The sequence below is a fragment of the Georgenia sp. Marseille-Q6866 genome (assembly GCF_965111665.1).
This window is the reverse complement of sequence record NZ_CBCOOR010000010.1, coordinates 134,789-146,054: the sequence shown is the minus strand read 5'-3', so window position 1 is coordinate 146,054 and position 11,266 is coordinate 134,789. Positions and strand designations below refer to the sequence as shown.

The following is an 11,266-nucleotide window of genomic DNA, read 5'->3' as shown; positions in this document are numbered from 1 at the left end:
CTCCTCCAGACGGCGCGGGGAGTGCGCGCCGACCTGCTCGTGGGTGCTCGGGTCCTCCAGCCAGGCAGCGTGCGGGTCGAAGTCATCGATGGTGCTCACCGACCCCACCCCCTCTGCGGGTTCTCGACTGCTCTGCCGTCCTGCTCCAAGGCTATGACCGACCACTGACATTCGAGCTCACGCCCGTGGCCCCATCGGTGGGCAACGTTCACTGGACGGCGGAACGAGCCCCCGGCCAGGCCCGTGACTGGCGGCCCGCGACCTGACCACCCGTCCGGATGCGACCTCGCCGCACCGTCCGCAGACTTGGACAGGCCCCATCACGACGCAGCGAAGGAGACACGCATGGCCTCCGAGGACGCCGACACCACCCGCACCGACCAGCTCACCTTCCAGAACCCCGTCACGCGCTACCCGGAGATCACGCCCCCGGAGCAGGAGCAGTCCGAGCCGGGTCTGCAGGCCGACATGACGCCGCAGCCGGACATCGGCGAGCACTCCTACCGCGGAACCGGCCGCCTCGTGGGCCGCAGGGCCCTCATCACCGGCGGCGACTCCGGCATCGGCGCGGCGGTGGCGGTGGCCTTCGCCCGTGAGGGCGCCGACGTCGCCATCAACTACCTCGCCGCCGAGGAGGAGGACGCGCAGAAGGTCGCGCGCATCATCACCGAGACCGGCCGCAAGGCGGTCCTCGTCCCCGGTGACCTCACCGACGCGACCGTGTGCAGCGACATCGTCGAGCGGACCGTCGCGGAGCTCGGCGGCCTCGACATCCTCGTCAACAACGCGGCCAAGCAGATCGCCAACGAGAGCCTCGAGGAGACGCCGGACGAGCAGATCGTCGAGACCTTCGAGACGAACATCCTCGCGATGTTCCGCGTGACGAAGGCGGCGCTGCGCCACCTGCAGCCCGGCTCCGCGATCATCAACACCACCTCGGTCGTGGCCTACCAGCCGCCGCCGCCGCTGCTGGACTACGCCTCGACGAAGGCGGCGATCAACACCTTCTCCAAGGGCCTGGCCCAGGAGCTCGCGCCCAAGGGCATCCGCGTCAACGCGGTGGCCCCGGGCCCGATCTGGACACCGCTGCAGCCCTCCTACGGCCAGCCGATCGAGGACCTGCCCGAGTTCGGCAAGAGCACCCCGCTCGGCCGTGCCGGCCAGCCCACGGAGCTCGCCCCCGCGTACGTCTTCCTCGCCTCCCCGGAGTCCAGCTACGTCATCGGGGAGACGCTCGCCGTCACCGGCGGCATGCCGACCCCGTGACCGCGTAGATGAGCGCACCGCACCTCGAGGTCCACCCGTGGCAGGTCCGCGAACCTCACGTGGACCCGGACACCTTCGGCGCCGCGGAGGCGCTGTTCAGCCTGTCCAACGGGTACCTCGGGGTGCGGGGCACGCTCGACGACGCCGACCCCTGCGTCGCGCGCGCCAGCTTCCTCTCCGGGGTCTTCGAGACCCACCCGCTCGCCTACCCCGAGGGCGGGTACGGGCACCCGGAGGAGGGGCAGGCGATCGTCGCCGTCGCCGACGGCACCCCGCTCCGGCTCACGGTCGACGGCGCCGCCCTCGACGTCCGGGAGATCGATCCCGAGGTCCACGAGCGCCGTCTCGACCTGCGCGCCGGCACCCTGGACCGGCGGATGCGGTGGCGCTCGCCGTCGGGAACGACGCTCGAGCTGCGCACCCGCCGGCTCGTCTCCCTCACCGAGCGCTCGGTCCTCGCCGTCCGGTACGAGCTGCGCGCGCTCGACGGGCCGGCCCACGTCGTCGTGCGCTCCGAGCTCACCCTCGGGGTGTGCCCACCGGAGATCCACAGCGACGACCCCCGCGTCTCGGACGCGCTCGAGGACCCCTTCGAGGTCCTCACCTCCCAGGCGGCGCAGGACGGCGGGAGCCTCGCGCTGCGGACCCGACGGACCGGGATCGGTGTCGGCGCCGCCGTCGACCACGACGTCGACGGCGCCACGGCCGTCGAGTCCGAGGCGGGTGAGGACCGGGTCGTCACGACCGTCGTCGCCGACCTCGAGCCCGGGCGGGAGCTGCGGCTCACCAAGACCGTCGGTTACACCTGGTCCCACGACCTGCCCGCCGACTCCCTCGTCGAGCGGGCGGTCGCCGCCGTCCGGGCCGGCGAGGAGCGCGGCTGGGAAGGTCTGCTCGCCGACCAGCGCCGCGCCCTGGACGACTTCTGGGAGCGGGCCGACGTCCAGGTCGACGGCGACCCGGAGCTCCAGCGGGCCCTGCGCTTCGACCTCTTCCAGCTGTACTGCTCCGCCGCGCAGATCTCCCACGCCCCCGTCGGCGCGAAGGGCCTGACGGGCGCCGGGTACAACGGCCACACCTTCTGGGACATCGAGGGCTTCGTCGTGCCAGTGCTCACCTTCCTCGTGCCCGACGCCGCCGCCGAGCTGCTCCGCTGGCGCGCCTCCACACTCGATGCCGCCCGGGAACGCGCGGCGGTCCTCGACTGGCGGGGCGCCACCTTCGCGTGGCGCACCATCGACGGGCACGAGACCTCGGCGTACTGGCCGGCGAGCACGGCCGCCGTCCACGTCAACGCGGCCGTCTCCCGCGCCTTCTGGCTGTACTCGAACATCACCGGCCGGTCCCTGGACGACCTCGGCGGCCGGGAGGTCCTCGTCGAGACCGCCCGGCTGTGGATCTCAATCGGGCACGAGGACGCCGACGGCGGGTGGCACCTGTTCGGGGTGACCGGACCCGACGAGTACACCGGCGTCGTCGACGACAACGTCTTCACCAACCTCCTGGCCCGCCGCAACCTCGTCCGGGCCGCCGAGGCCTGCGAGTCGGCGCCCGAGCGGGCCCGCGAGCTCGGCGTCACCGACGAGGAGGTCGCCACGTGGCGCACCACCGCCGATGCCGTCCACGTCCCCTGGGACGAGGTCCGCGGCGTCCACCCGGCGAACACCGGCTTCACCACCTACCGGGAGTGGCGCTTCGCCGACAAGCGCGACTCCTACCCGGTGGAGGAGCACCAGCACTATGCGAAGTTCTACCGCCGCCAGGTGGTCAAGCAGGCCGACCTCGAGCTCGCCCTGTGGTGGTCCCGCGACGAGTTCACCGACGAGGAGGCCGCGGCGGACCTCGAGTACTACGAGGCCCGCACGGTGCGTGACTCCTCGCTGTCCGCCTCCGCGCAGGCCGTCGCCTGCGCGCTGGCGGGCCACCCGGACCTTGCCCTGCGCTACCTGCGCGAGGCCGCCCTCGTCGACCTCCGCGACGTCCAGGAGGACACCGCCGAGGGCCTGCACATGGCCTCGATGGGCGGCTCCTGGCTCGCGCTGGTCGCCGGTCTCGGGGGTCTGCGCGACAACCGGCAGGAGCTCGAGCTCGCCCCGCTCCTGCCGGGCGCGCTCACCCGGACCCGGTTCCACGTCACCTGGCGCGGGCGTCTCGTGCGCGTGGAGACGACGGCGGCCGGCACGACGCTCACGCTGCTCGACGGACCCGGCCCGCTCGTCGTCGTCGTCGTCGACGGCGTGCGGTACGAGCTGGGGGAGGAGCCGGTGACCGTGCCGCTGCGCGACCCGGCACCGCTGCGCCCCGAACCCACCCAGCCCGAGGGCCGCGCGCCGCGCGTCTGACCCCCGGGCGATACTGGCGAGGACCTGTCCCCACAGTCCTCACCCCCCCCCGCCCTGCCCCGGGAGATCTGGGTCCTGGCGGGCGCCGCCCTCCTCATCGCCCTCGGCTACGGCCTCGTCGCCCCCGTCCTGCCGCAGTTCGCGCGCTCCTTCGACGTGTCCGTCGCGGCCGCGTCCTTCGTCGTCAGCGCCTTCTCGCTGTGCCGGCTGCTCTTCGCGCCGGCGGGCGGCGCGCTCATCGCCCGGCTCGGGGAGCGGCGCATCTACCTGTCCGGGCTGCTCGTCGTCGCGGTCTCCAGCGTGGCCACCGCCCTGGCGCAGGACTACGTCCAGCTGCTGATCTTCCGGGGGCTCGGCGGCATCGGCTCGACGATGTTCACGGTCTCGGCGATGGGCCTCATCGTCCGGCTCGCGCCGCCGACGGCGCGCGGGCGGGCGTCCTCGCTCTACGCGACCGCCTTCCTGCTGGGCAACATCGGCGGGCCGGTCGTCGGCGGTCTGCTCGCCGAGCTGGGCCTGCGGGTGCCGTTCATGGTCTACGCCGTCGCACTCGTGCTCGCGGCCGGGGTCGTGTGGCGCCTGCTGCCGGAGACCGGTGGGCGCGGGGATGCCCGCAGGGGCGACGCCCCGGCGCAGCCGCCCATGCTCTTCGGGGAGGCGCTGCGCGACAGCGCCTTCCGGGCCGCGCTCGTCTCCGGCTTCGCCAACGGCTGGTCGAACTTCGGGGTGCGCGTCGCGCTGCTGCCGCTCTTCGCCGCGGCGGCGCTCGACGCCGGCCCGTGGGCGGCCGGTGCGGCGCTCGCCGTCTTCGCGGTCGGCAACGCGCTCGCGCTCAACGTCGCGGGCCGTCAGGCGGACGTCCGCGGCCGCCGCCCGCTCGTCATGGTCGGCCTGCTCGTCAACGGGGTCTTCACCGCCGTCCTCGGCCTGTCCGGGAGCATCGTCGTCGTGCTCGCCGTCTCCGCGCTCGCGGGCGTCGGCGCCGGCCTGCTCAACCCGGCCCAGCAGGCCACGGTGGCCGACGTCGTCGGCAACGAGCGCAGCGGCGGGAAGGTGCTCGCGGGCTTCCAGATGGCGCAGGACGCGGGCGCGATCCTCGGCCCGGTCCTGGCGGGGGCTCTCGCGGACCGCTACGGCTACGACGTCGCCTTCGCCGTCTCGGGCGCCATCACCCTGCTCGCCGGCCTCGCCTGGCTCGGGGCGCGCGAGACGCTCGCCGGTCGGCGGTAGGGGCGGGCTCAGTCCTGCCGCGGCCCGCTGCTCACGGCAGCGACGATCTCCTGGGCGACGGTCCGGAGCTTGACGTTGCGGTTCTGCGAGGCGGTCCGCAGGATCGCGAAGGCTTCATCCGCGTCGCAGCGGTTCTGCCCCATGATGACGCCGATGGCCTGGTCGATGACCGCCCGGGACGTCAGTGCCGCCTGGAGCTGTGCGCTGAGCTCGGCGTGCTCCGCGAGCCGCACGGCCATCGTCAGGGCGCGGGAGGCCTCGTCGGCGAAGCGCCGGGCGGCGTCGAGCTCCGCCGCGCCGAACGCGTGCGGCTGCTGGGAGTACAGGTTGATCGCGCCGAGCGCCGTCGTGCCGCCGGTGAGCGGCAGGGACAGTGCCGACCTCACGCCCAGGGCGAGGGCGTGGGCGCGGTAGTCGCCGAACCTCTCCTCCTTGGAGAGGTCCTCGACGAGGACGACCTCACCCGTCCGTATCGAGGTCAGGCACGGGCCGTCGCCCTGCCCGTACTGGACCTCGTCGTAGCGCGCGGCCTCCGCGTCGCTGCTCGCCACCGTCATCGGGTGGCCGTCCCGCGCGAGGGTGATGCCGGCGCAGACCTCGGCGGGCATCGTGTCGACGGCGGCGTCGACGAGCTGTTGGAGGAAGTTCTCCACGTCCTCGGTGGCGAGCAGAAGGTCCTGCAGGCTGCTGGCGAGGTTCTCGCGAGCGGGCACGTTGGTCACGGCCATCACTGGAGGTATCTCGGGAGATAGAGTCCCGGACTCAGGTACAGCGAAGGCGGCGCGCCGCTGGGTGGCGAACTCGAAGAGTCTCCGACCACGCCATCGTCCCACACGCGAGGCGCCCGTGCGGGTGGCAACCCCGCGGCCTTCTGCTGGACGGCGACACTGACGCGCCCTAGGCTGGGGAGCGGTTAGGACCATAGCCGCAGCGATGCGCTGCCATGGGCTGGATCCACCGCCCGTGGGCCCGTGATCGTCATCCGGAGGTCCTGACCATGGACGTTGTCCCCCTCCCTCGCGACCTCCCTCGCCGTAGCGCGCCAGGCCTCGACGTGCGCCGTGACGGCGGACCGGCCGGGGTGCCGGTCAGGCTCACCGTCGTCGGGGAGATCGACCTCTCCACGGTCCCCCTGCTCGAGGCTGTCCTGGAGCCGCTCATCGCCGAGCGGCCGGGCCAGGTCGCCATGGACCTCCGCGGTGTCACGTTCTGCGACGTCTCGGGACTCACCCGGCTGCTGGCGGCGCGGACGGTGCTCAAGGCCTTCGGTGGCGAGCTGGTGCTCCACGGTCCGTGCCCTTCCCTCCAGCTCTTGATCGACCTGGTGGAGCCGACCCTGGAGCTGGCGCCCCCGATGCAGCGCTGAGACGCCGCCTCACGCCCTGCCGGGCGCGGACTGCGCCAGGGACGTAGCGTGCGGAGGTACGGACCGCCGGCGACCGCCGGACCGATGACCGCCTCAGACGAGGGGTGCACATGGCTGACCCCCACGGCCCGCGCCCGACGGCGACCCCGCCAGCGGACGCGGGCCCCTCACTGGGCTCATGGACGCTCACGGACGCCCACGAGCTCAGCGTGCTGCGGCGCTCGGCGACCGCGGTGCTGCGGCCCGAGCCGGCTGACGAGGCGGCGCGGCGGCTCCTGCTCGTCCTGTCCGAGCTGGCCACCAACGCCCTGAAGTACGGGTCCCAACCGGTCACCGTGTCGCTCCACAGCGCGGCCGGGGGCTGGCTCCTCGACGTGCGGGACGGGAACTGGCGCACGCCGCCCGGACACCGCGCGCGCGACGACGGGCGCCCCGGCGGCTACGGCCTGCGGATTCTCGACACCGTGACCACCGCCTGGGGCTGGTACCCGGGCCCCGACGACGGCGTCAAGCACGTCTGGGCCGTCGTCCCGGCAGCGGGTGCGCCAACGGCGGCGACGGGCGAGCCTGGGGTCTGACGGGGACGGATCCGACGGGAGGCGGCACGTGGTGAGACCTCGGGGCATGGCGCATGGGCTGCGGGTCGCGGCCGTCAGGTACCGCTTCGAGGAGAGCCTCTTCCTCCTGCCGGCGCTCGTCATGCTCGGCGGGATCGTGCTCGCCGTCGTCGCCTCGACCGTCGACGACGCGGTCGGGCACGACGCCGACGCGCCCGTCACGCTCGCCATGAGTGCCAACGCCGCCACCTGGCTGCTCGCCACGGTCGCCGGCGCCATGATCACGACCGTCGGCGTGGTCTTCTCCCTCACGGTGGTCAGCCTCCAGCTCGCCAGCGACCAGTTCTCCCCGCGGGTCATGCGGTCATTCATCCGCGACCGGCTGAGCCAGGTCGTCATCGGCCTGCTCGTCGGCACCTTCTTCTACTGCGTCCTCGTCCTGCCGAACATCAGCGGCGAGGCGACCGACCCCGCGCCGCGGGTCTCCCTGACGATCGCCGTCGTCCTCACGCTCGTCACGGTCGTCGGCATCATCGTCCACCTCGACCACCTCGCGCGCGGGCTGCAGGTCGGCAACGTCGTGCGCAAGATCGGCGACGAGGGGGAGGCGGTCGTCGCGGCCGCCGGACAGCTGCCCCGAGGGCTGGAGGAGGTCGACCCGCACGGGCTGTCCGCACCGGACGACGCCGCGGTCATCTCCTGCCCGCGGAACGGGTGGGTCAGCCAGGTCGACGCCGGCCTGCTGCTGCGGGCCGCGCCCTCGGGCACCACCGTGCGGCTCGAGACACGTGTCGGGGCCTACATCCACAGCGGGGAGCCGCTCCTCACCGCCTGGCCGCCGCCGCCCGAGCGGGCCCGCGAGACGATGGCGGCCGCGATCGAGGTCGCCGACGCGCGCACCATGCTCCAGGACGTCGACTTCGCGGTCCGGCAGCTCGTCGACATCGGCCTGCGGGCGCTGAGCCCCGCCATCAACGACCCGACGACCGCCGTCGAGGTCGTCCTGCGCGTCGGCAGCCTGATGCGGACCGTCCTCGCCGCTCCGGTGGCGCCTGCGGCGGTGCGCGACGGCGAGGGACGGGTGCTCGTCCAGCCGTGGAACCTCGACCACGAGGAGCTCGTCGAGCACGCCTTCGACCAGCTGCGCCAGACCTCGGTGGACCAGCCGCACGTGGTCGCCACCATCCTGCGGGTGCTGCGCATGCTTGTCACGCACGTGCGCGAGGAGGGCCGGCCCGAGCTCGAGGACCCGCTGGACCACCAGATGCGGCTCCTCCTCGACGCGGTCGAGGACCGGCCCGATCTCCACCCGGAGGACCTGCGCCTGCTCCAGGACCTGCGCTCGGACGACACCGACCCGGCCGACCACAGCAGGTGACGGACCCCTCCGAGGGCGGGGACGTGGGGGACCACCTACCGTGGTGCCCACGCGGCACAGCTGTGCGCGCCGGATCGAGGACGTCCTCAGGCGAGAGGTGCAGATGGTCGAGCCCTACGGGCCGTGCCCGCCTGTGCCGTCCCCGGAGGCAGCCGGACCGGTCCTAGGCTCCTGGCCGCTCACGCAGGCCGGGGAGCTGGCCGGGCTGCGGCGCTCGGTGGCCGAGATCGTGGACGACGGCGCCGGTCGCCCGGCACGGGAGGAGCAGTTGCTCCTGCTCGTCCTGTGCGAGCTCGCGACGAACGCCCTCCGCCACGGGGCGGGGCCGGGTGTCGTGACCCTGTCCGAGCACGGTCCGAGCTGGCTCGTCGACGTGCGTGACCGGGCCGGTGGCCAGACCCCGGCGCACCGCCCGACGGACGACGGCCGTGCCGGGGGGCACGGCCTGCGGATCCTGGCCCGCGCGACGACGGAGTGGGGCTGGTACCCCGAGCCCGGCCGCAGGGCCAAGCACGTGTGGGCAGTGGTGCCGACGGGCCGGCCGGAGGCGGAGGACCACCGGTGAGAGAGACCCCCGAGGAGGTCGCCGCGCTGCAGGAGCTCATGGACGCGTCCTACGGCCGCAGCACGAGCCACCTGCGCGGGATCGTCAGCGGCGCGCACCGTCTCACCGCCGAGCAGGTCCTCGAGCAGCTGACCGGCATGAGAGTCCTGAGCCTCGCGACCGTCACCGCCGCGGGTGAGCCCCGGGTCAGCGCCGTGGACGGCCACCTGCTCCACGGCAGGTGGACCTTCGGCACCGACGGCAGGGCGGCGAAGGCACGGCACCTCGCTGCGCGTCCCGCCGTCAGCGCCGCGCACGTGGACGGGGAGCGGCTCGGCGTCTTCTGCCACGGCCGCGCGGTCCGCCTCACCCCGCAGGACCCGCTCTGGGCCGAGACGATCGAGCACTGGACCGCGCACTACGGCTCGGACCCCGCGACGTGGGGCGAGGACGTCCGGATGTTCCGCATCGAGCCGACGTGGCTCGTGGGCTACGGCGACCTCGCGGAGTAGCGCCTCAGACGTGGTCGGCAGCGGCCACGCAGAACTGGTTGCCCTGCGGGTCGGCGAGCGTGACCCAGCGGAAGCTCTCGTCCCCGCGCCGGGCCACGAGCGTCGCCCCCGCCCCGAGCAGCCGGTCCACCTCGCCGTCGAGGTCCGCAGCCGTGAGGTCGAGGTGGATCCGGTTCTTCCCGGGTGTCGGGTCCTCGACCTTCTGGAAGGCCAGCAGCAGCGGCAGCGTGCCGCCTGCGACCATGACGTACCAGCCGTCGTTGCGCTCGACCACCTCACCGCCGGTCTGCTCCGCCCACCACGTGGCAAGGGAGTCCGCGTCGGTCGTGTCGAAGGTCACCATGCTCAGCGTCATCGCCATAACCGGCACCGTAGTCCGGCAGCACCTCTCCGGTCAGCCCCCGGGGCCCCGTTTCCCGGATGACCACCGGGTGACGGGTCTACTGTGCCGCTCATGACGACGACGGAGCGCGTCCTTCCCGCGCGGACGGATCGGGCGACGCGGCGCCTCCTCGTCCTGCTGCCGCTGGTCGCGCTCGTCCTCGGCGGCGCGCTGTGGTGGTGGAGCAACCCGCGGGCCTTCGAGGGAGCGGGTGGCATCGGCATCATCCCGGGGGAGCCTGGCCGTCCGCTCTTCGTCGGGATGGTGCGCGCACCCACCGACGCCGGCGTCAGCCTCCTCGACGCCCGCCCGCGGATCGTCTCCGACGACACCTCGGCGAAGGTGACGGTCCACGTCTGCCGCATCGCCGACCGCGACCTGGGGGCCGTGGGCAGCGCGTACGACACCGTCGACGACATGTGCGCGTCGCTGCGGGAACCCTCCGGCCCGCTCGAGGCCCTCGACCAGCTCGTCGTCGAGATCGTCGCGCACGAGGAGGGCGAGCTCGTCATGGACGGTCTCGACGTCGTCTACCGGACCGGGCTGCAGCGGGGAACCCAGTGGGCGGGCATGCACACCACCGTCGAGGTCGGGCCCCCAGGGTCGACATCATGACGACGACGACGGCGCGCGCGTGGCGGTGCTTCCTCGTCCTGCTTCCGGCGGTCGCGCTCGTGCTCGGCGCGGCGCTGTGGTGGTGGAGCCACCCGCGGGTCTTCACCGACTCCGGTGCGGGCCTCGGAGCCGTGACCGAGGTGGGCGACGCCAGGTACTTCGGCCTCGGCAACCCGCCGCGCGACCTCGAGATCGTCGCCGTCCGACCGCTGGTGGTCGCAGGAAGCGCAGATGCCGCGGTGACCGGCGTGGTGTGCGTGGGTGGGGATGCCAGCAGGGTGGGGATCGGCGACAGCCAGATGGTCGCCGAGCTCTGCGGCTCCGTGCGCGAGCCGGCCGGCCCGGTCACCCCCGCTGACCAGCTCCTCGTCGAGGTCCGCGGTGCGTCCGCGGGGACCGTCGCCGTCGACGGCGTCGCGGTCACCTACCGCGACGGCGTCCGTCGGGGGACCGAGGTGCTCGACGTCGACATCACCGTGGGCGTCGGGCTCGGGATCACGATCGAGGAGCTGGTGTGGTGACCGGCTACGCGGCGCTCCTGCGGGGCATCATGCCGTCCAACCCGGCCATGAGGAACGAGCGGTTGCGGTCCGTCTTCGAGGAGCTGGGCCTCGAGCGCGTCGCCTCCGTCCTCGCCAGCGGGAACATCGTCTTCCACGCCCCCGCGCAGGAGACCGCGGCCCTGGAGGAGCGCATCCAGGGCGCCCTGCACGAGCGCCTCGGCATCCCGGGCGGGACGCTCGTGCGGACCGCCGAGGAGCTGCGCGCCCTCCTCGACTCCGACCCCTTCCCCGGTCTCACCCACGGGCGCGGCACCTACCTCACCGCCGTCTTCCTCAAGCACCGGCCCCCGGAGCCCGTCGAGCTGCCGGAGGAGCCCGACCCGCGCACCCGCGTGGTCGGCTACGACCCGGCCGCCCGCGTCCTGCTCGCCGTCATCGACAACAGCGACCCGGGCCGGACGCCGGACTTCATGGCGTGGGCGGGCCGGACCTACGGCAAGGACGTCACGGTCCGCACCTGGCTCACGGTCCAGCGCATCGCGAGGAAGCTCGAGGCCTGACCCCTTCCCGT

General features: G+C 73.5%; 13 protein-coding genes. 11 read left to right on the top strand and 2 right to left on the bottom strand.

Features of this window, described 5'->3' with window-relative positions:
- The first annotated feature begins 345 nt into the window (after positions 1-345).
- The 3 genes from ACWPXV_RS10515 to ACWPXV_RS10505 are packed head-to-tail and all read left to right on the top strand — an operon-like array spanning position 346 to position 4,838.
- Positions 346-1,266, top strand: coding sequence for an SDR family oxidoreductase (locus ACWPXV_RS10515; RefSeq protein ID WP_454085187.1), 921 nt, complete (start codon positions 346-348; stop codon positions 1,264-1,266).
- Positions 1,267-1,274: 8 nt separating this feature from the next.
- The gene (locus ACWPXV_RS10510) at positions 1,275-3,608 is read left to right on the top strand and encodes a glycoside hydrolase family 65 protein (RefSeq protein WP_454085186.1); all 2,334 of its coding nucleotides are present in this window, start codon (positions 1,275-1,277) and stop codon (positions 3,606-3,608) included.
- A 24-nt stretch (positions 3,609-3,632) separates the two neighbouring features.
- On the top strand, positions 3,633-4,838 hold the full coding sequence (locus ACWPXV_RS10505; RefSeq protein ID WP_454085190.1) for an MFS transporter: 1,206 nt from the start codon (positions 3,633-3,635) through the stop codon (positions 4,836-4,838).
- 8 nt (positions 4,839-4,846) lie between these two features.
- Here ACWPXV_RS10505 and ACWPXV_RS10500 read toward each other — a convergent pair whose 3' ends face one another.
- Positions 4,847-5,560 carry a GAF and ANTAR domain-containing protein gene (locus tag ACWPXV_RS10500; RefSeq protein WP_454085185.1) on the bottom strand — a complete coding sequence of 238 codons (714 nt, stop codon included), beginning with the start codon at positions 5,558-5,560 and terminating at the stop codon, positions 4,847-4,849.
- Between the two features lie 275 nt (positions 5,561-5,835).
- On the opposite strand from ACWPXV_RS10500, the gene ACWPXV_RS10495 reads away from it, so the two are divergent.
- From ACWPXV_RS10495 to ACWPXV_RS10475, 5 genes are all read left to right on the top strand, one after another.
- Complete coding sequence (locus tag ACWPXV_RS10495) at positions 5,836-6,204, top strand: STAS domain-containing protein (protein ID WP_454085184.1); 369 nt, start codon at positions 5,836-5,838, stop codon at positions 6,202-6,204.
- A gap of 110 nt (positions 6,205-6,314) precedes the next feature.
- The gene (locus tag ACWPXV_RS10490) at positions 6,315-6,782 is read left to right on the top strand and encodes an ATP-binding protein (protein ID WP_454085183.1); all 468 of its coding nucleotides are present in this window, start codon (positions 6,315-6,317) and stop codon (positions 6,780-6,782) included.
- 46 nt (positions 6,783-6,828) lie between these two features.
- Positions 6,829-8,139, top strand: a complete 1,311-nt coding sequence (locus ACWPXV_RS10485; protein WP_454085182.1) for a DUF2254 domain-containing protein — start codon at positions 6,829-6,831, stop codon at positions 8,137-8,139.
- A gap of 43 nt (positions 8,140-8,182) precedes the next feature.
- The gene (locus ACWPXV_RS10480) at positions 8,183-8,704 is read left to right on the top strand and encodes an ATP-binding protein (RefSeq protein ID WP_454085181.1); all 522 of its coding nucleotides are present in this window, start codon (positions 8,183-8,185) and stop codon (positions 8,702-8,704) included.
- Positions 8,701-9,195, top strand: coding sequence for a pyridoxamine 5'-phosphate oxidase family protein (locus ACWPXV_RS10475; RefSeq protein ID WP_454085180.1), 495 nt, complete (start codon positions 8,701-8,703; stop codon positions 9,193-9,195). The genes ACWPXV_RS10480 and ACWPXV_RS10475 overlap by 4 nt, the downstream gene beginning before the upstream one ends.
- Before the next feature lie 4 nt (positions 9,196-9,199).
- Here the strand turns inward: ACWPXV_RS10475 and ACWPXV_RS10470 are convergent, their stop codons facing one another.
- Positions 9,200-9,556 carry a VOC family protein gene (locus tag ACWPXV_RS10470; protein WP_454085179.1) on the bottom strand — a complete coding sequence of 119 codons (357 nt, stop codon included), beginning with the start codon at positions 9,554-9,556 and terminating at the stop codon, positions 9,200-9,202.
- A 93-nt stretch (positions 9,557-9,649) separates the two neighbouring features.
- Between ACWPXV_RS10470 and ACWPXV_RS10465 the strand changes: the two genes are divergently transcribed.
- The 3 genes from ACWPXV_RS10465 to ACWPXV_RS10455 are packed head-to-tail and all read left to right on the top strand — an operon-like array spanning position 9,650 to position 11,255.
- Complete coding sequence (locus tag ACWPXV_RS10465) at positions 9,650-10,192, top strand: hypothetical protein (protein ID WP_454085178.1); 543 nt, start codon at positions 9,650-9,652, stop codon at positions 10,190-10,192.
- Positions 10,189-10,713: a hypothetical protein gene (locus ACWPXV_RS10460; protein ID WP_454085177.1), complete on the top strand. Its 525-nt coding sequence runs from the start codon at positions 10,189-10,191 to the stop codon at positions 10,711-10,713. The genes ACWPXV_RS10465 and ACWPXV_RS10460 overlap by 4 nt, the downstream gene beginning before the upstream one ends.
- The gene (locus ACWPXV_RS10455) at positions 10,710-11,255 is read left to right on the top strand and encodes a DUF1697 domain-containing protein (protein ID WP_454085176.1); all 546 of its coding nucleotides are present in this window, start codon (positions 10,710-10,712) and stop codon (positions 11,253-11,255) included. The genes ACWPXV_RS10460 and ACWPXV_RS10455 overlap by 4 nt, the downstream gene beginning before the upstream one ends.
- Positions 11,256-11,266 lie beyond the last annotated feature (11 nt).

Bases quoted from the DNA above. Each gene is read 5' to 3' on its own strand.
- ACWPXV_RS10515 (WP_454085187.1), top strand. From the start codon at position 346: ATGGCCTCCGAGGACGCCGACACCACCCGCACCGACCAGCTCACCTTC.
- ACWPXV_RS10510 (WP_454085186.1), top strand. From the start codon at position 1,275: ATGAGCGCACCGCACCTCGAGGTCCACCCGTGGCAGGTCCGCGAACCT.
- ACWPXV_RS10495 (WP_454085184.1), top strand. From the start codon at position 5,836: ATGGACGTTGTCCCCCTCCCTCGCGACCTCCCTCGCCGTAGCGCGCCA.
- ACWPXV_RS10490 (WP_454085183.1), top strand. From the start codon at position 6,315: ATGGCTGACCCCCACGGCCCGCGCCCGACGGCGACCCCGCCAGCGGAC.
- ACWPXV_RS10485 (WP_454085182.1), top strand. From the start codon at position 6,829: ATGGCGCATGGGCTGCGGGTCGCGGCCGTCAGGTACCGCTTCGAGGAG.
- ACWPXV_RS10470 (WP_454085179.1), bottom strand. From the start codon at position 9,556: ATGGCGATGACGCTGAGCATGGTGACCTTCGACACGACCGACGCGGAC.
- ACWPXV_RS10465 (WP_454085178.1), top strand. From the start codon at position 9,650: ATGACGACGACGGAGCGCGTCCTTCCCGCGCGGACGGATCGGGCGACG.
- ACWPXV_RS10460 (WP_454085177.1), top strand. From the start codon at position 10,189: ATGACGACGACGACGGCGCGCGCGTGGCGGTGCTTCCTCGTCCTGCTT.